The 16,783-nt window shown below is 60.5% G+C and carries 20 protein-coding genes; 11 read left to right on the top strand and 9 right to left on the bottom strand.

Features of this window, described 5'->3' with window-relative positions:
• Window positions 1-168: 168 nt before the first annotated feature.
• The gene (locus TK06_RS12190; RefSeq protein WP_063322287.1) at window positions 169-978 is read right to left on the bottom strand and encodes an MOSC domain-containing protein; all 810 of its coding nucleotides are present in this window, start codon (window positions 976-978) and stop codon (window positions 169-171) included.
• Between the two features lie 71 nt (window positions 979-1,049).
• Window positions 1,050-1,973, bottom strand: a complete 924-nt coding sequence (locus TK06_RS12195) for a chemotaxis protein CheV (RefSeq protein ID WP_063322288.1) — start codon at window positions 1,971-1,973, stop codon at window positions 1,050-1,052.
• A 482-nt stretch (window positions 1,974-2,455) separates the two neighbouring features.
• Between TK06_RS12195 and TK06_RS12200 the strand changes: the two genes are divergently transcribed.
• From TK06_RS12200 to TK06_RS12210, 3 genes are all read left to right on the top strand, one after another.
• Entirely contained in the window at window positions 2,456-2,926 is a 471-nt protein-coding gene (locus tag TK06_RS12200) for a hypothetical protein (protein WP_063322289.1), read from the top strand.
• A gap of 230 nt (window positions 2,927-3,156) precedes the next feature.
• On the top strand, window positions 3,157-4,050 hold the full coding sequence (locus tag TK06_RS12205) for a sensor histidine kinase (protein ID WP_063322290.1): 894 nt from the start codon (window positions 3,157-3,159) through the stop codon (window positions 4,048-4,050).
• Entirely contained in the window at window positions 4,047-4,706 is a 660-nt protein-coding gene (locus TK06_RS12210; protein ID WP_063322291.1) for a response regulator, read from the top strand. The genes TK06_RS12205 and TK06_RS12210 overlap by 4 nt, the downstream gene beginning before the upstream one ends.
• On the opposite strand, the gene yegS is transcribed toward TK06_RS12210, so the two are convergent.
• Window positions 4,690-5,607: a lipid kinase YegS gene (gene yegS, locus TK06_RS12215; protein WP_063322292.1), complete on the bottom strand. Its 918-nt coding sequence runs from the start codon at window positions 5,605-5,607 to the stop codon at window positions 4,690-4,692. The two genes, TK06_RS12210 and yegS, sit on opposite strands and share 17 nt — an antisense overlap.
• A 347-nt stretch (window positions 5,608-5,954) precedes the next feature.
• Here yegS and TK06_RS33025 point away from each other — a divergent pair, with 347 nt between their 5' ends.
• Window positions 5,955-6,263 carry a hypothetical protein gene (locus TK06_RS33025; protein WP_238992627.1) on the top strand — a complete coding sequence of 103 codons (309 nt, stop codon included), beginning with the start codon at window positions 5,955-5,957 and terminating at the stop codon, window positions 6,261-6,263.
• A gap of 59 nt (window positions 6,264-6,322) precedes the next feature.
• Here TK06_RS33025 and TK06_RS12225 read toward each other — a convergent pair whose 3' ends face one another.
• Window positions 6,323-7,510: a molybdopterin molybdotransferase MoeA gene (locus TK06_RS12225; RefSeq protein ID WP_161951753.1), complete on the bottom strand. Its 1,188-nt coding sequence runs from the start codon at window positions 7,508-7,510 to the stop codon at window positions 6,323-6,325.
• A 22-nt stretch (window positions 7,511-7,532) separates the two neighbouring features.
• Window positions 7,533-8,072: a molybdenum cofactor biosynthesis protein B gene (gene moaB, locus TK06_RS12230; RefSeq protein ID WP_063322294.1), complete on the bottom strand. Its 540-nt coding sequence runs from the start codon at window positions 8,070-8,072 to the stop codon at window positions 7,533-7,535.
• Between the two features lie 78 nt (window positions 8,073-8,150).
• Between moaB and mobA the strand changes: the two genes are divergently transcribed.
• Entirely contained in the window at window positions 8,151-8,753 is a 603-nt protein-coding gene (mobA, locus tag TK06_RS12235) for a molybdenum cofactor guanylyltransferase MobA (RefSeq protein ID WP_063322295.1), read from the top strand.
• A 75-nt stretch (window positions 8,754-8,828) separates the two neighbouring features.
• Window positions 8,829-9,050 (top strand): YgdI/YgdR family lipoprotein, encoded by a 222-nt coding sequence (locus TK06_RS12240; protein ID WP_003199454.1) that lies wholly within the window; start codon window positions 8,829-8,831, stop codon window positions 9,048-9,050.
• A 78-nt stretch (window positions 9,051-9,128) separates the two neighbouring features.
• Here TK06_RS12240 and TK06_RS12245 read toward each other — a convergent pair whose 3' ends face one another.
• The 3 genes from TK06_RS12245 to TK06_RS12255 all read right to left on the bottom strand — a co-directional run bounded on the left by TK06_RS12245 (window position 9,129) and on the right by TK06_RS12255 (window position 10,741).
• Window positions 9,129-10,019 (bottom strand): pseudouridine synthase, encoded by an 891-nt coding sequence (locus TK06_RS12245; RefSeq protein WP_063322296.1) that lies wholly within the window; start codon window positions 10,017-10,019, stop codon window positions 9,129-9,131.
• A gap of 72 nt (window positions 10,020-10,091) precedes the next feature.
• Entirely contained in the window at window positions 10,092-10,412 is a 321-nt protein-coding gene (locus tag TK06_RS12250) for a hypothetical protein (protein WP_063322297.1), read from the bottom strand.
• 92 nt (window positions 10,413-10,504) lie between these two features.
• Window positions 10,505-10,741 (bottom strand): glutaredoxin family protein, encoded by a 237-nt coding sequence (locus TK06_RS12255; RefSeq protein ID WP_063322298.1) that lies wholly within the window; start codon window positions 10,739-10,741, stop codon window positions 10,505-10,507.
• A gap of 189 nt (window positions 10,742-10,930) precedes the next feature.
• Here TK06_RS12255 and TK06_RS12260 point away from each other — a divergent pair, with 189 nt between their 5' ends.
• Entirely contained in the window at window positions 10,931-12,643 is a 1,713-nt protein-coding gene (locus tag TK06_RS12260) for a cation:proton antiporter (protein ID WP_063322299.1), read from the top strand.
• A gap of 17 nt (window positions 12,644-12,660) precedes the next feature.
• On the opposite strand, the gene TK06_RS12265 is transcribed toward TK06_RS12260, so the two are convergent.
• Window positions 12,661-13,869 (bottom strand): ammonium transporter, encoded by a 1,209-nt coding sequence (locus tag TK06_RS12265; protein WP_063322300.1) that lies wholly within the window; start codon window positions 13,867-13,869, stop codon window positions 12,661-12,663.
• A 339-nt stretch (window positions 13,870-14,208) separates the two neighbouring features.
• Here TK06_RS12265 and TK06_RS12270 point away from each other — a divergent pair, with 339 nt between their 5' ends.
• From TK06_RS12270 to TK06_RS12285, 4 genes are all read left to right on the top strand, one after another.
• Window positions 14,209-14,523 (top strand): DUF883 family protein, encoded by a 315-nt coding sequence (locus tag TK06_RS12270; RefSeq protein ID WP_063322301.1) that lies wholly within the window; start codon window positions 14,209-14,211, stop codon window positions 14,521-14,523.
• Between the two features lie 2 nt (window positions 14,524-14,525).
• Window positions 14,526-14,915: a phage holin family protein gene (locus TK06_RS12275; protein ID WP_063322302.1), complete on the top strand. Its 390-nt coding sequence runs from the start codon at window positions 14,526-14,528 to the stop codon at window positions 14,913-14,915.
• Window positions 14,912-15,247 (top strand): hypothetical protein, encoded by a 336-nt coding sequence (locus tag TK06_RS12280; RefSeq protein ID WP_063322303.1) that lies wholly within the window; start codon window positions 14,912-14,914, stop codon window positions 15,245-15,247. The genes TK06_RS12275 and TK06_RS12280 overlap by 4 nt, the downstream gene beginning before the upstream one ends.
• 198 nt (window positions 15,248-15,445) lie before the next feature.
• Window positions 15,446-16,774, top strand: a complete 1,329-nt coding sequence (locus TK06_RS12285) for a deoxyguanosinetriphosphate triphosphohydrolase (RefSeq protein WP_053183171.1) — start codon at window positions 15,446-15,448, stop codon at window positions 16,772-16,774.
• Window positions 16,775-16,783 lie beyond the last annotated feature (9 nt).

The raw sequence follows: 16,783 nt of genomic DNA on the forward strand, positions 1-16,783 counted from the left end.
TGGCGAGGGAGCTTGCTCCCGCTGGGCGTGAAGCAGCTCCTCTTGGCCGGGGACGCTAGCGCGTCCAGCGGGAGCAAGCTCCCTCGCCACAAAAGCTAGAAAAACTGTTGCCTGATAAACAAAAATGCCCGTGTCCAATGACACGGGCATTTTTGTTTACGGATCCTTTTATTCGAGCACTTCAACCGGCATGCCAACTTCAAGCCGACCGTTGCTGTCGTTGACCAGATTCTGACCGAACATCGCACCGTCCGGTGTCGAACGGTACTGCTGCAACGTGGCAAAGGGTTCGCGATTCGGATCGCGTTCGCCGGTTTGCGGATCGACCGTGGTCATGATGCAACGTGAGCATGGCTTGACCAGCCGGAACTCAACCTCGCCGATACGAATGCGCTTCCAGCCGTCCTCGGCAAACGCCTCGCTGCCCTCGACCACCAGGTTGGGGCGAAAGCGCAACATTTCCAGCGAACGACCGACCCGACTCGACAGATCCTGCAAGGACGCCTGGCCAATCAGCAGCAGGGGAAAACCATCGGCGAAGGCAACCTTATCGTCATCCTTGCCATAACCGGCGGCGGTGGTACGCGCCAGATCCACCGGCACATGCACCAGGCGGGTAGGATTGCCGATGAATTCGCTGACCCAGGCCGCGGCCTCGTCACCGGCATCCGGCACACGCAAGGTGTCACGCCAGATAATCACCCCGCGCCGCTGTTCCTCCACCACTGGCGGCAGCGGCACGTCGATGGCGCCATGGCCCGGCGCGCTGAGCGTCAGGCCGCCCGATTCGTTCCACAAGGCTGAGAGCTGGCTCATCTTCGCCACGGCTCGCTGGGTCAGGAAACGCCCCGTGCCCTCATCCACCAGCATCCAGCGCCGGTCACCGTCCAGCCCGAGCTTGTCCAGGCCGATCCCTTGCAAGGGCTCGCCCTTGCCGGACTTCAACGGATACCGAAACAGCGCGCTCAGCCGCAACATGGTCAACTTCCCTGGTGGCGAAAAAATGCCACCTTATACGAGCCGGCCATTGAAGCAAACCACCATCGGTTTCAGTCGAGCATCAGCCGCTGGCGCACTACATCGACCAGCTTGTCCGGCTGGAATTTGGAGAGGAAGTTGTCGCAACCGACCTTCTTGACCATCGAATCGTTGAAGCTGCCGGACAGCGAGGTGTGCAGTACGACATAGAGCCCACGCAAGCGAGGGTCGTTGCGGATTTCGGTGGTCAGCCGGTAGCCGTCCATTTCGGGCATTTCCGCGTCAGTGAAGATCATCAGCAATTTATCGGTCATCACCTCGCCGGTATCGGCCCAAGCCTTGAGCATGTTCAGGGCTTTGAGGCCGTCGCTGGCGATGTGCATTTTCACGCCCAGTTGCCCCAGGGTATCGCGCAGTTGCGAGAGCGCGACGTTGGAGTCGTCCACCAGCAACACTTCGCGACCACGGGCGCGCTCCAGCACCGGATCTTCGAGCTTGTCCCGGGAGACCTTGGCGTTGTACGGCACGATTTCGGCCAGGACTTTTTCCACGTCGATGATTTCCACCAACTGATCGTCCACCTTGCTGATGGCCGTCAGGTAGTGCTCACGGCCAGCGCTGGTCGGCGGTGGCAGGATGGCTTCCCAGTTCATGTTGACGATGCGGTCGACGCCGCCCACCAGGAATGCCTGAACCGAGCGGTTGTATTCAGTCACGATAATGGTGCTGTTGGGGCCCGGCACCAAAGGACGCATGCCAATGGCCTGGGACAGGTCGATCACCGGCAACGTCTGGCCGCGCAGATTGACCACGCCGCACACGAACGCGTGACGCTGCGGCATCAGGGTCAGCTTCGGCAACTGCAGCACTTCCTGGACCTTGAACACGTTAATGGCGAACAACTGTCGACCCGCCAAGCGAAACATGAGAATTTCCAGGCGATTCTCACCCACCAGTTGGGTTCGTTGATCTACTGTGTCGAGAATGCCGGCCATTGATGACTCCTGGGCTTGTTCGGATGAATCCAATGAATGAGATATCGGCTGGACGAACCGAATCTTGACCCCCGGATAAAATACAAGCGCGGGGCATTGATGTCACATTAACATCATGCTTTACTGGCTTCATGATTTCATCTGCGATTTTTCCCTGCCACGCGACCCTCGCTTGTGTGCAAAGTTCCCCTGCCTAAGGGATTCCCCTAGGCACAATCAGGTCCAACCTGATATTCCCGTTATCCAATAGCCATTAATGTGACGCCATTCTCATTGCTGAACGGAGTCAGGCTTTTGTGCGCGACCACAGGACATCGGACCTCCAGTCTTTCGGCCGATCCCACCCGTGCAATTGTTTGCGAATTCACTTTCGCGGATCGGCAGGGGTGTGTCGCCGTGCGTCCGACCGCGGTCGACCTTGAGATCCAGCCGTTCGCCATAAGCGGTTTCCTTTCGCCTGACATGATGTTGTGGAGATAAGCATGCCGAACGATCGCAGGAACTGGAGTCAGCGTCTTCCCGAGCTTCTGATCGAAGCCGAGACGCTGCTGGCCAAGTCGGAGGAATGCCTGAGCCATCTGCAATTGATCAACAACGACAAGGATGCCATCGATTGTATGCTCAGCACCTTGCTGAAACTGTCGAACAAGGCCAATGCCTTGGCGCTGGAAGCCGTTTCGGAGTTTTCACTGCATATCCATGGTTTGCTCAGTCACGCGCAAAACCACATGGAGTTGCATGACCAGGCCTTGGACGCCCTGAAGGATTGTTTAACCCTGATGGCCTGGCAATTGGAACTGGTCGATCACACCACCGGCCAGTTGGGCCTGGACACCAGCGAACAGATCTCGTTGATCGAGGCATTCGCTTTCCAGGTAGGCCAGAGCCCTGGCCAGGCATCGGCAGCGTCACGTCCGCTGGCCTTGGTACCCTACCCCCAGAAACAAGCCTGAGACGACGATACCGGCTCAGTGCTGCGTGCCTGGTACGTGGCGCTCACCGCGCCATGCCGAGCGCGACCAACGATAGGTGAAGTGGTACTATCTCGCGCGTCAGCCACTTCAAGACAGCGCCGTAAAGCCGCCGACCGAAGCTGCCCTCGACCTGAAACGTTTACCCGACCGGGCCTGTCAGATGCGCTGACCGGCCAGCCCGCAGCGAACATTCATTGGCTCCATCCGCTATGTACGCCAGCCTCAAGTCATTCATCACCTGGCCTCCCTCCCGAGAAAACGCCCGTCGCTTCACATTATTATTGTGTATCTGCTCGACCCTCGGCTGCCTGCTGGCCTACCTGTTCGCCTACACGGTGCCGTTGAGCCTGCTGGTACTGAATGTCGCGGCCATGACCTGTGTGGCGATCCACCATCGATTGTCACGCAAATCCATCAAGTTCCAGCCTCAGGAACTGGCCGACCGGTTGCTTGAGGTCCAGGAAAACGAGCGCCATCGCCTCAGCCGCGAATTGCACGACGACATTGGCCAGTTGCTGACCGCAGCGAAGCTGCAAGGCGAATGGCTCAAGCGGCGGATGCCGGAAGAACTGCAAGGCCAATGCGCGCTACTCTGCGAGACCCTGGACGAAACCCTCAACAAGGTTCGCGACGTATCGGCGATCCTCAACCCCCGGCAACTGGCCAGCCTCGGACTGGAAGCCAGCCTGCGGGCGCACCTGCTCAAGACGCTGGCCAATGCCCCGGTGAAGTGGAGCCTCGATTGCCAACAGCGCATGGCAGGCATCCCGGAGGAAATGTCGGTCGCGGTGTTCCGGATCACCCAGGAAGCGGTCACCAACATCTTGCGTCATGCCCGGGCGACGAATCTGCTGGTACGCTTGCAACGCCTGCCTGACGGCCTGAGCCTGCTGATCAGCGACGATGGCCAGGGATTTGTCCCGGCCACCCACCCCGCTCGCGAAGGCCAACGGGGCATGGCCGGCATGTCGGAGCGGGTCGAACAGTTGGGCGGCACCCTCAAGGTCATCAGCGAGGCCGGCAAGGGCACGCACATCGAAGCACGCTTTCCCTGGGCGCCGCGAGCCCTGGAACGAGCCAGTAAGAATAAGGTTCTCCTTTGATTTGTAATTTGCTCCTGGTCGATGACCACTCCCTGATCAGGGCCGGCGTGCGCGCGCTGGTCATGGATATCCCGGGCTATGCCGTCATTGGTGAAGCCAGCGATGGCACGCGATTGGTCGAACTGGTCGAACGGTTGAACCCCGATATCGTGCTGCTGGACATTTCCATGAAGGACACCTGCGGCCTGGACGCCTTGCAACAGCTCAAGCGGGTGCGTCCCCACAGCAAGGTGCTGATCCTGTCCATGCATACGGATCCGGCGCTGATCATGCAGGCGCTGGAATCCGGAGCCCATGGCTATTTGCTCAAGGACACCACCGCCAATGAGCTGAAACACGCCTTGGAGGCGCTGCGCAACAACGAACGCTACCTGAGCCCGGCCATCGCCCATACCGTGATCAACCAGGCGCTGACCCGCGTCCAGAAGCATCAGTCGGACCCCGCCCGGACTCATAACCTGACGGCACGCCAGCTGGAAATACTGCGGCTGATCGTGCGCGGCAAGTCCACCCGGGAAATAGCCAACGGCCTGAACCTGAGCATCAAGACCGTGGAAACCCACCGGGCGCAAATCATGAAGCGCCTGCAGATCCATGACGTGGCCGGCCTTGTGCTGTTCGCGGTTCGCGAACAGATCATCAGCCTGGACGATTGAGCGCCGTCGCGCCACCCAACAGCGGCGAATCGGACGGCAGGTGCACGTTCAGTGCTTTTGGGCGGACAGTGAAACGCAGGGCGTCTACCTGCAACGGCTCGCCATCGAGATTGATATCCAGGCCTTGCGCGACCTTGATCTCCACCCATGGCAAGCGCGCGCGGACAAACATGTTGTCGATGCCCAGGCCACCCGCCAGCAAGTCCTTCAACGTACTGACCACCTCCTGAGGCGCCGGCAAGATGCTGATGTCCAGCAACCCATCATCGGCCAACGCCTGCGGGCACAGCACGTGGCCACCCCCCGCCTGGCGGCCATTGCCGATGCCCAGCGCGAGCAAATCGCCCTGCCAGTGGAAATCGGGGCCCTGCAACTCACCATAGGCGGCACTCAGCTCACTGAATCGCGACAGGCCGGTGAACAGGTAGGCCGCGCCTCCCAGGACTTTCTTGAGATCCTCGGAAGTGTTCGCCGTCACCTGGCTGCCAAAACCGCCGGTGGCCATGTTCAGGAAAATCCGACCGCAGACGTCCCCCACATCCACGGCCTGCGGCGCAACGTCGAGCAAATCCAGGGCCTGCGCAGGCTCCAACGGAACGCCAGCCGCCCGGGCGAAATCGTTGGCAGTGCCCAGCGGCAGCAGTACCAGGCTGGCTTCACTCGCATGGAGGACGATCGCTTCGGCGATATCACGCAAGGTCCCATCACCGCCGCCGGCGATCAGTCGCGTATAACCGGCCTGCAGCGCCTCATCGACGCATCGTTGGGCATCACCGGCCTCCCAGGTCAACCGTACCGCCAGGTCCCAGCCCTGCTCGCGCTTGAGCATCACTGCCGTGCGAACCTCTTCGTTGAGCGCTTGCTTGCCATGCAAAATCAACAGCGCCTTGCCTTTGCTCATCGTTGTCTCCGTCATTGGAAGGTTCAGGAAATGGGACCGCTCATTCGAGCGAAAAAGCCCGAAACATCTCAATTTATTAAAAAAGCAGGAAGGCTTGCCCCCCGGGAAAAACCCGCAGGGCAGCTCGTTCGACCGGGACGTCTTGATTCGAAGAGTTTTCTTACACGATCTGGCGAATCAGCTCAATTGACCCTCTAGCGGTATTGAGACACCTTGGCCTTCTGTTTTGCTGGAACGCTAAAACCCTCTTCACACAAGGAAGCACTTACCCATGGATGGATACGTCACGGCCCGCTGGGGCCGGATCAGTCGTTTGAACAGTTATGGCCAAGGGGATGAACCGTCCCATGCATAACCGTGAATACAAGCTGTTGCCCCAGCAGCGCGCGCCCCTTGGAAGCGCGCGGGCCAATACTCAGAACGCATGCAAAAGTTGCAGTAATCCCGTTGGAGGAATTGATTTGGAACCGCGCGTCGTTGAACTGGAAACCCACCTCAAATACATCCGCAAAGACATGGATGAAATTCGCACCGACGTAAAGGTGATCCGCCACAGGCTGGCCTATTCGGCCGGCGCTGCAGCGGTGGTGCTCGGTCTGCTGGGCTGGATTGCGAACAATCGATTCGACCAGGTGGTGATGCTGCTCACACGATGAAGGTGAGACGCGTGAAGGCCCGAGGATCCGGCTCGGGCCGCAGGACACCTGCCACGGTGCTAACCCAGGACTTCGCTCAAGGGAATGAAACCCACCTCATCGCCCTCCACCAGCGTCCGTCCCTCGAGCACTTCGACCAACCCTTCGGCCCAGGCGGCGCTGCGAAGGACACCCGAGCTTTGATTCCGGTAGATGATCGCTCGACCATTCTCCATGCGGCCTCGCAAGTATTCTCGTCGACTGCCAGCCTTCGGCCAGGCGAAACCGGCCGGCACCTTGAACATGAGCGGCGCCACCGACTTAACGCCCTGGCGTCTTAGCAGGTAGGGCCGTGCCAGCAGTGCGAAAGTCACGAGGGTCGAGGCAGGGTTTCCAGGCAGGCCTATGACCGGCACCCCACGGTAATGCCCGAACGTCAGCGGCTTACCCGGCTTGATGGCGAGTTTCCATAGCGCCAGCTCGCCGTCCTCGCGCAAGGCGATGCCCAGGAAATCCGCCTCCCCCACCGATACTCCACCGGTGGACAGGATCAGATCGACATCAGACAACCGTGCCAGGCGCTCGCGGGTGGCCGATAAATCGTCGGGCAAGATACCCGCGTCAATCACTTCACAACCCATGCATTGCAGCCAGCCACACAGCAGCACGCGGTTGCTGTTATAGATCTGGCCTGGGCCCAACGCCTGACCGGGCTCGACCAGCTCATCCCCCGTGGACAGGACTGCGACGCGAACTTTGCGCACCACTTCCAGCGAGGCACAGCCCAAGGAGGCTGCCAGCCCCAGCTCGATCGGCCCCAGGCGCGTACCGGCAGAAAGCACCTGCTCGCCGACGGTGGTCTCCTGTCCCTGGGGGCGAATGTTCTGCCCGCTGACCATGGGCTCGGTAAACCGCACCCGCTGGTCGTCTTCAACCACGGCATTTTCCTGCATCTCGACGCAATCGGCGCCAGCAGGGACTGGCGCCCCAGTGAAGATCCGCGCACACGTGCCAACCGCCAGCGGCTCCGGGGCCTGCCCGGCAAAAATCCGCTGGCTGACCGTCAGCGGCTCGCCGCTCCAGTCAGCCAACCGCAAGGCATAGCCGTCCATAGCACTGTTGGGCCATGGCGGCAAATCAAGGGTCGACACCAGATCCTCGGCGAGCACTCGCCCTAGCGCCGCGGCCAAAGGCAAATGCTCGCGCTGGACAATCGGCGTGGCCGCCGCCATCTCGAGCAGTCGCTCCAACGCGACCTCAACAGCCATCAAGGCCCCGGCCTTGCCCGGTTTACCCACGGGATTCACAAGGCGCTGCCTGTTTCAAATGAGCCACGAAGTTGCACGGCCGATGCCGCACATCCAGCTGTTCGGCCAGGATGCCATCCCATCCGGTACGCACCGCGTTGGTCGAACCCGGCAGGCAACACACTAGCGTGCCATTGGCCAGGCCTGCCAGCGCGCGGGACTGCACGGTGGAAGTGCCGATGTCGGCCACGGATATCTGTCGAAACAACTCGCCAAAGCCATCGACCTGCTTGTCCAGCAGGCACGTGACGGCTTCCGGCGTGCTGTCACGTCCCGTGAAACCGGTGCCGCCAGTGATCAGCACCACCTGCACCACGTCTTCGGCAATCCAGGTCGCGACTTGCGCACGGATCTTGTACAAATCATCTTTGAGCAGGACCCGCTGCGCCAGGTTGTGGCCGGCCGCCGTGAGCCGATCGACGAAGACCTGCCCGGACGTATCGGTTTCCAGGGTACGAGTATCACTGACAGTCAGCACCGCGATATTGAGCGGCACAAAAGGTACATCAGCCTTGGCTTTCATAGGCGCGTCCAGTTGTGAAGGAAACAGCCCGGTGTTATATCACAGCGCTTCATTTTTGCGCCCGTGCGGAGACACGCCATGACCTCGATTACGCCGCTGCCATCCTGCTCCATTCTGCTCTTGGCGGGTGGCCGCGGGCAACGCATGGGCGGTCAGGACAAAGGCCTGGTGCAGTGGCAAGGCGAACCGCTGATTGCCCATATCCATCGCCAGACCCGCGCCCTGAGCGATGACCTGATCATTTCCTGCAACCGTAATGCGCAACGTTATGCACCCTATGCCGATCAGTTGGTGCATGACGAGCAAGGCGACTTTCCCGGGCCATTGGCGGGCATCCGGGCAGGTCTCAAGGCTGCGAGGCACCCGTATTTGCTGGTGCTGCCGTGCGACGTGCCGCAGATCGACGCAGGCCTGCTCGACAACATGCGCAGGACGGCCAGCCAGCACCCCGGCCAGCCATTGATGGTGCGGCACGGCGAGCATTGGGAACCGCTGCTGTGTGTCATCCCGTTGGCCCTGGCAGCGAGCTTCGAAAAAGCCTGGAGCGACGGCGAACGCAGCCCCGGTCGGGTTATGCGCGCGTTGCACGCCGTTGCCTTGCAATGCCCTGCCGACGACCCACGGCTGGCCAATCTGAACACCCCAGAGTTACTGGCCCGACATAAAGGCGTGTCAGATTGACACTAGCCAGGAACTTGCGCGCAATGTATACGTCTGAAGGTCAGTAACTTGAAGAATCCATTTCGGAGAAACACCATGACACAACGGACCCTCGCCACGTTCATGCTCGCTCTGGGCCTCGCCACCCTTGCCGGGTGCGCTTCGCCAACAGTGATCACCTTGAATGACGGTCGCGAAATCCAGGCCGTCGATACCCCTCATTACGATGAAGAAAGCGGCTTCTACGAATTCGAGCAACTGGATGGCAAGCAGACTCGCGTGAACAAGGATCAGGTTCGTACCGTTAAAGACCTGTAATCTTCAGCGCTACCGCCAGATACGAAAAGCCCGCAACATTTGCGGGCTTTTTTATGCCTGGTCGGAAACCAGGGGGCACTACCACTGCAATATGATCTCGCTCTGAAATACACGTTCCTGGCCGGTGATCGGGTCGATGAAACGCAGCCCTTGCGCCAGTAGCTTGAGCGGGTTGGCGTAGTCATCCTCGGCGTCCCGAAGCACATCAGGATAAAACGGATCATTGCAGATCCCCGCCCCAAGGGCATTCATGTGAACCCGCAACTGGTGTTTCTTGCCCGTGACCGGATACAAGCCATAGCGCCACAACTCGCCGTTCCTTTCCAGCACTTCGATGGCCGTTTCGGTATTGGGCTCGCCCGGTCCTTCCTGCATCCGAAAGAACGGCTCACCATCGATCATCCGGCTTCTATGCACCCGGGGAAAGGTCAACCCAGGCAACGCGCGGGCAATGGCCTGGTAGCGCTTCTCGATCTGCCGTGTCGGGAACAACGACTGATACACCGAACGGGTGTGCGGGTTGGCCGAGAACAACACCAGCCCGGCCGTGTGCCGGTCGATGCGGTGCAAGGGCACCAGATGCGGGTTGTCCAGGCGCCGGATCAGCCGTCGCAACAAGGTTTGCTCGACGTATTCGCCCGCCGGAGTGACAGGCAGAAAATGCGGTTTGTCTGCCACCACCAAGTGCTCGTCGGCATACAGGATCGACTCCACCACCGGGATCGGCTTCTCGTCGGGCACTTCACGGAAGTAGTGGATGCGCAGGCCTTCACGGTATGGCAGGTCGACCTGGATGGCCTTGCCCTCCCCGTCCAATACCCGACCCCGAGCGATCCGGTCCAGCCACTGCTCGCGACTGATGGCGCTGAAATGCTCACACAGGCACTCCAGCACCGTCTGCCAGGAACCGGGCGGCAGGTACAGCGTACTGGCCTGATGATGAGCGGCGGAAAACGATGAACCGGACATTGAAAACTCTTAGGCATTTTTTGCGAGGCAGTATTATCCGACAGTCGCACAGGCCAGCCCAGCAATGATTGCTCACGTGGTGACCGACGTCGATTTTGCCGCAGCTTCGGTGAACTCTTTCAACCAGCGCAGCACTTCTACCGCCTCCCAGCGACCTGGATCATACAACGCGTACAACAGGCCCTGGTAACCCACCACATCCAGCTGTTTGTGATAGCCGGCACGCTGGAACAACGCTTCAATCTCGGCGAAACAGGTGTTGAAATGCAGTTTATTGAAGGGCGTCTTGCCTTCGGTAACCAAGCCATCCAGGCGCAGTTCCAGGACTGCCTCGCGCACAACGTCCGCGGACATCCTGTTCACGCTGCTTTTCAGTTGTTCGACATTGACCAAGGGGATGCACTCCAGATAACTGTATGCACATACAGTAACCGAAGCACGATACTTTCGCCAACCGCAGTATCAGGAACTGACAGATGAACTGCTCAACCGAGAAACTTCACGATCTGTTCGGCCTCGAAGGGCCAGTCCAGCTCGGCACCGGTATCCAGCCTGCGCAGCACGGGAATACGCAGCCCATAACTGTCCACCCAGGCTTCGCGTTCTGAAATGTCCACCAGCTCCACCAACAATCCATGTTCGACGAGAGGCATCAGTTCAGCTTCGGCTACTTCGCAAAGATGACACCCCAGGGTGCCGAACAACTGGCATTCAGGAAGCATGGCGGGTAGACCCAAAAAAGATAGACGGTCATTCTAGGCCCGACCCGGGAAACCGTCGAGTCGCTGGCTCGCTTCAAGGTGTTTCGGTAAAACGCTGATGCAAATCACTGAACGTCAATGCCTTTCCAGCGACGCTTGTCGCATTTTCCCCTCTACGCTGTGCGTTGTAGCCTTGAAACGGAGTTCCCCTTGTTTGCCAACCTGCTGATCATCCTTGCTTCGTCCCTGGTGGTCATCGCCTTGTTCAGACGGCTGCGCCTGCCACCCGTGTTGGGATATCTCTGCGTCGGGCTGGCGGTCGGGCCCACCGCGCTGGACTGGGTCAACGACAGCGAAGAACTGCCAGACCTGGCCGAGCTCGGAGTGGTGTTCCTGCTGTTCTCGTTGGGGCTCGAGTTTTCCCTGTCGAAAATGCTCGAACTGCGTCGGGTCGTGTTCGGCCTCGGCAGCCTGCAGGTGCTGTGCTCAGGGGCGGTCCTGGCGGGATTGCTGGCGTTGGCCGGCGCCCCTGTGATCGCCGCGTTGTTGCTCGGCGCAGGACTTGCCTTGTCCTCCACCGCCATCGTCAGCAAGGAGTTGACCAGCCTGGGAGAAATCTTCAGCAGCCATGGCCAGAACGCCATCGGAGTGTTGTTGTTCCAGGACGTTGTCGCGGTACTGTTGTTGACCCTGGTGCCGGTATTCGCCGGCAGTAGCGACCATCCATGGTACTGGGCACTGCCCTTGACCTTGGGCAAGACCCTGGTTCTGTTCGGTGGTCTGCTGCTGGCTAGCCGACTGTTGTTGCCCCGGCTGTTCCATGAGGTGGCGGCGTCCCGGTCCGCGGAACTGTTCGTGCTGCTGGCCCTGGTGATCGTGTTGCTGACGGCATGGCTGACCCACCTGCTCGGTTTGTCGCCAGCCCTGGGAGCGTTCCTGGCGGGCATGCTGCTGGGGGAGAGCCACTACCGGCATCAGATCGAAGCCGACATACGTCCGTTCCGAGATATCCTGCTGGGGCTGTTTTTCGTCAGCATCGGCATGCTGATCGACCTGCAGTTGTTCCTCGATGACGGCTTGTTGATCCTGGGATTGACCATCGGCCTGATGCTCATCAAGGGCTGTGTGGTCGCCGTCCTAGTGAAATGGCGCGGCAGCGACGTTGAAACCGCCTGGCGCAGTGGCCTGGCGCTGGCCCAGGGCGGTGAATTCTGCTTCGCCCTGATGGCCCTCATGCAGCAGAACCGCCTCATGCCCGCCGACATCAGCGGCCTGCTGCTGGCCGCGACCTTCTGCTCGATGCTACTGACTCCCCTGTTACTGCGTGCGGCGCCACGCATCGCCGCGCGCCTGCATCGCAAACCCAACGAAGAGGCGCAACTGGACCAGATCAGCGCACTCAACGCCGGCTTGTCGGGCCATGTGGTCATTTGCGGCTACGGGCGCGTCGGTCAATCCATCGGGCGGTTCCTGCGTCGCGAAGGCCAGGCGTTCGTCGCCCTGGATGACGACCCGGTGATTATCCAGGAAGCCACCGTCGGGGAAAACTGCGTGCATTACGGGGATTCGCGACGAGGGGACCTGCTTGCGGCCGTTGGCTTGAGCCGCGCCAGACTGCTGGTGATCGCGGTGGACAAGACCGACATTGCCATCACCGTGCTCAAGGCGGCCCGCCAGGTCAATCACCAGGTACCGATCCTGGTGCGCACCCGTGACGACAGCCAACTGGCCGAGTTGCAGGCTGCCGGGGCCAGCGAAGTGGTCCCGGAACTGCTGGAGTCGAGCCTGATGCTGGCCTCCCACGCCTTGATCATGCTCGGCCTGCCCGAGCAGCAGGTCCGGCATCATGTGGACCAGGTTCGTCATGACCGCTACCGCCTGCTCCATGGCTTTTATCCCGGCAACCAGGACAAGGAGCCATAGTGCGACGCTCGCGACGCTCAGTCCTGGCTGACCGCGCCGATCTTGTGAATCGACAGGTCGGCGCCGTAATACTCTTCTTCCTGGGTCAGCCGCAGCCCCAACACGACCCTGACCATGCCATAGACCGCAAACCCGCCGGCCAGGGCGACGACAACGCCCAGCGCCGTGCCGATCAATTGGCTGACCAGGCTGACCCCACCCAGGCCGCCCAGGGCGCTCTGGCCAAAGACGCCACAAGCAATGCCGCCCCAGACACCGCACAGCCCATGCAGCGGCCAGACGCCGAGCACATCGTCGATCTTCCACTTGCCCTGGGCCGCAGTGAAGCACCAGACAAACAAGGCACCGGCAATGGCCCCCGTGACCAGCGCACCGACCGGGTGCATCAGGTCGGAACCGGCACAGACCGCCACCAGACCGGCCAGCGGGCCGTTGTGCAGGAAGCCCGGGTCATTGCGTCCGACTATCAATGCCGCCACGGTACCGCCCACCATGGCCATCAACGAATTGACCGCCACCAGCCCGCTCACCCCGGGCAAGGTCTGGGCACTCATCACGTTGAAACCGAACCAGCCGACAATCAGGATCCACGAACCCAAGGCCAGGAATGGAATGCTCGAAGGCGCAAACGCCACCAGGCGACCGTCCCGGTAGCGGCCATTACGCGGGCCGAGCAAGAGCACGGCAGCCAACGCCAGCCAGCCGCCCATGGCATGCACCACCACGGAGCCGGCGAAGTCATGGAAACTGGCGCCGAACCGGGCTTGCAGCCAGGCCTGCAGGCCAAAATTGCCGTTCCAGATCATGCCCTCGAAAAACGGATAGACAAACGCCACGATCAGCACCGTGGCGCACAACTGCGGTGCGAACCGGGCACGTTCGGCAATACCACCGGAAATGATGGCCGGGATCGCAGCGGCAAAGGTCAGCAGGAAGAAGAACTTCACCAGGCTATAGCCATGATCGGCGCTGAGCACCGCCGCCGGTTGCAGGAAGGTCACACCGTAGGCAATCCAATAGCCTATAAAGAAATAGGCCAGGGTCGAGACCGCGAAATCGCTGAGGATTTTCGACAGCGCATTGACCTGGTTCTTTTGCCGGACCGTTCCCACTTCAAGAAACGCAAAACCGGCATGCATGGCCAGGACCATAACTGCGCCGAGCAGGATGAACAGCGTGTTGGAGCTGTGGACCAGACCGTCCACGGCGTTTTGCATATTTTCCATGGTATGGGCAGACCTGAAAAAGTTGAAAAAAGCACCAAACCGGTTCGCCAGCCTTGCGAGCGCACCAAGTTGAAACGACTCATTGGCCGTACGCAGGCCGACGAACCGCTTTGGTGCGCAAGAACGGTCAAAACGAAATCCCGCTTGGAGGTGCTTCGCGGGTTTTGATTATTTGGGTTAAGGTTTTTCGGGCTTTCGCCCAGCTTCAGCGCACTGGCGCAGGCTGACGCACCAGTACATGGCAAAAACCTGAGCAAAAGTTGTACCAGTCACTTGTACTGAACCTTCCAGCAAGGCTCATACTCGAACGTTTCAGACGTCACTTACGGAGATTCACCGATGACCAGACCCCAGGCAAAGACTGCTCAAGAAACCCTGATGGAAGATTTCCAGACGCTGGTCAGCGACACGGAACGCTTGCTCGATCACACCGCGACGCTGGCCGGCGATCAAGCCGATGCACTGCGCAGCCAGATTCACGAAACCCTCCTGCGCGCCCGCGAAACGCTCAAGCTGACGGAAGATTCCATGCGCGAACGCGGCCAGGCTGCGGTGGCCGCCACCGAGGAATATGTACAGGCCAACCCTTGGCAATCCGTAGGCATTGCGGCAGGCGTTGGCTTTCTGATTGGTCTGCTGGCGACACGGCGCTGATGATGGGTATCGACGAATCCGGCTCGTCCGAAGCGGGCACAAAAACTACAGCACGCCGCCTGGGCGCGGCGTTCCTTGGCTTGCTGCATAGCCACGTCGAATTGTTCGGCATGGAGCTGCAGGAACAGAAGGCACGCACTGTCAGTCTCCTGCTGTTCGCCGGCCTTGCGCTGGTGTTCGGCCTGCTGCTGTTGGTCGGGCTTTCGGCGCTGGTACTGATCCTGGTATGGGACACCTATCGTCTGGCCGGCATTATCGGCCTGTGCCTGTTTTATCTGCTGGCGGCGCTGTTCTGCGGGCTTCGGCTCAAGGCGGCGATCTACGACGAGTCCTCTCCTTTCCACGCCACCCTCGAAGAACTGGCCAATGACCGGGAGCGCCTGTTGCCATGAGCCTGCCTGATGTTCCTCAAGCCCGGACACGACAGGAAATGCGCAAGGCGCTGGTGCGTCTGCGCATGGAAATGCACCGCCAGGAAATCCGTCAGGAAACACGCCAGTTGCTGCAGCCCTTGCACCGGGCACGCGGCTTGACGCAAAGCTGGCACGAAGGCTTCGGCATCAAGCACGCGCCACTGTGGGGGGTGGCGGCGGTGTCCCTGCTCGGTTTCATCACCGGCAAACGAACCCGCAATGGTGGTGGCAGTGGCTTGACTGGCCTGATCCGCCTGGCAACGACATTGCTGCCGTTGATCAAGCTGGCCAAAGATATGCGCAAACCCTGAGGCCCCAGTGGCGAGGGAGCTTGCTCCCGCTTGAGTGCGAAGCACTCACAAAAATGGGCCTGCTTCGCAGTCCAGCGGGAGCAAGCTCCCTCGCCACACAGGGTTGTGTATCCAGTCTGTGCAGGCCTATAAGCCTTGCAGGGCAGCCCACGAACCGGGAAGCTAGGACAACGACACCATCAAACGGAGCACCCAGCCTTGGATTGGCACACCCTGCTGACTCGCGAACGCCTCGGAAAACCGCTGCACAGTCCGCAAGAACTGGGCCGCAGTCCTTTCCACAAGGACCACGACCGCATCATCTTTTCCGGCGCCTTCCGCCGCCTCGGACGCAAGACGCAAGTGCATCCGGTCTCCAGCAACGACCACATCCATACGCGCCTGACCCATTCTCTGGAAGTCAGCTGCGTCGGGCGGTCCCTGGGCATGCGCGTGGGGGAAACCATCCGCAATGCCCTGCCTGACTGGTGCGAGCCAAGCGACCTGGGCATGGTGGTGCAATCGGCCTGCCTGGCCCACGACATTGGCAACCCGCCGTTCGGTCACTCCGGCGAGGATGCTATCCGCTATTGGTTCCAGCAGGCTGCCGGCCGTGGCTGGCTCGATGCAATGAGCGAAGCCGAGCGCAACGACTTCCTCAACTTCGAAGGTAACGCCCAGGGATTCCGCGTCCTCACCCAACTTGAATACCATCAGTTCGACGGCGGAACGCGGCTGACCTATGCCACCCTCGGCACCTATTTGAAATACCCCTGGACTGCCCGCCACGCGGACTCGCTGGGCTACAAGAAGCACAAGTTCGGTTGCTACCAGAGCGAACTGCCACTGTTGGAGCAGATTGCCCACAAACTCGGTTTGCCACAGATCGAGGATCAACGCTGGGCACGGCATCCCTTGGTGTACCTGATGGAAGCCGCCGATGACATCTGCTACGCGCTGATCGACCTGGAAGACGGCGTGGAGATGGATCTCCTGGAATACCCCCAGGTGGAATCGCTGCTCCTGGACCTGGTGGGCGATGATCTTCCGGACACTTACCGGCAGCTGGGGCCGCTGGACTCGCGGCGACGCAAACTGGCGATCCTGCGGGGCAAGGCCATCGAACACCTGACCAACGCCGCCGCCCGGGCTTTTGTCGAACAGCAGGAAGCCTTGCTTGCCGGCACGCTGCCAGGAGATCTCGTGGAGCATATGCACGGCCCTGCAAAACGCTGCGTGTTGAATGCCAAGGACATGGCGCGCCGGAAAATTTTCCAGGACAAGCGCAAGACCCTGCATGAAATCGGCGCCTACACCACGCTGGAAATCCTGCTCAACGGATTTTGCGGAGCAGCCCTTGAACAACATGGGGGCCGCACGCCTTCGTTCAAGAATCGCCGCATTCTCGACCTGCTGGGGAACAACGCGCCGGATCCCAACGGCCCTTTGCATGGCGCGTTCCTGCGAATGATCGACTTCATTGCCGGCATGACCGACAGCTACGCCAGCGAAATGGCCCAGGAAATGACCGGCCGCACACGCCAATAAAAGGCACCC

Source organism: Pseudomonas fluorescens, from assembly GCF_001623525.1.
In the GTDB taxonomy this organism is placed as follows: Bacteria; Pseudomonadota; Gammaproteobacteria; order Pseudomonadales; family Pseudomonadaceae; genus Aquipseudomonas; species Aquipseudomonas fluorescens_Q.

What these genes read in the sequence shown, in the direction of transcription:
- TK06_RS12240 (WP_003199454.1), top strand. Translation starts at nt 8,829, where the DNA reads ATGACACAACGGACCCTCGCCACGTTCATGCTCGCTCTGGGCCTCGCC.
- moaB (WP_063322294.1), bottom strand. Translation starts at nt 8,072, where the DNA reads ATGAAAGCCAAGGCTGATGTACCTTTTGTGCCGCTCAATATCGCGGTG.
- TK06_RS12225 (WP_161951753.1), bottom strand. Translation starts at nt 7,510, where the DNA reads ATGGCTGTTGAGGTCGCGTTGGAGCGACTGCTCGAGATGGCGGCGGCC.
- TK06_RS12245 (WP_063322296.1), bottom strand. Translation starts at nt 10,019, where the DNA reads ATGTCCGGTTCATCGTTTTCCGCCGCTCATCATCAGGCCAGTACGCTG.
- yegS (WP_063322292.1), bottom strand. Translation starts at nt 5,607, where the DNA reads ATGAGCAAAGGCAAGGCGCTGTTGATTTTGCATGGCAAGCAAGCGCTC.
- TK06_RS12280 (WP_063322303.1), top strand. Translation starts at nt 14,912, where the DNA reads ATGAGCCTGCCTGATGTTCCTCAAGCCCGGACACGACAGGAAATGCGC.
- TK06_RS12255 (WP_063322298.1), bottom strand. Translation starts at nt 10,741, where the DNA reads ATGCTTCCTGAATGCCAGTTGTTCGGCACCCTGGGGTGTCATCTTTGC.
- TK06_RS12195 (WP_063322288.1), bottom strand. Translation starts at nt 1,973, where the DNA reads ATGGCCGGCATTCTCGACACAGTAGATCAACGAACCCAACTGGTGGGT.
- TK06_RS12275 (WP_063322302.1), top strand. Translation starts at nt 14,526, where the DNA reads ATGGGTATCGACGAATCCGGCTCGTCCGAAGCGGGCACAAAAACTACA.
- TK06_RS33025 (WP_238992627.1), top strand. Translation starts at nt 5,955, where the DNA reads ATGCATAACCGTGAATACAAGCTGTTGCCCCAGCAGCGCGCGCCCCTT.
- TK06_RS12205 (WP_063322290.1), top strand. Translation starts at nt 3,157, where the DNA reads ATGTACGCCAGCCTCAAGTCATTCATCACCTGGCCTCCCTCCCGAGAA.
- TK06_RS12265 (WP_063322300.1), bottom strand. Translation starts at nt 13,869, where the DNA reads ATGGAAAATATGCAAAACGCCGTGGACGGTCTGGTCCACAGCTCCAAC.
- mobA (WP_063322295.1), top strand. Translation starts at nt 8,151, where the DNA reads ATGACCTCGATTACGCCGCTGCCATCCTGCTCCATTCTGCTCTTGGCG.
- TK06_RS12190 (WP_063322287.1), bottom strand. Translation starts at nt 978, where the DNA reads ATGTTGCGGCTGAGCGCGCTGTTTCGGTATCCGTTGAAGTCCGGCAAG.
- TK06_RS12270 (WP_063322301.1), top strand. Translation starts at nt 14,209, where the DNA reads ATGACCAGACCCCAGGCAAAGACTGCTCAAGAAACCCTGATGGAAGAT.
- TK06_RS12200 (WP_063322289.1), top strand. Translation starts at nt 2,456, where the DNA reads ATGCCGAACGATCGCAGGAACTGGAGTCAGCGTCTTCCCGAGCTTCTG.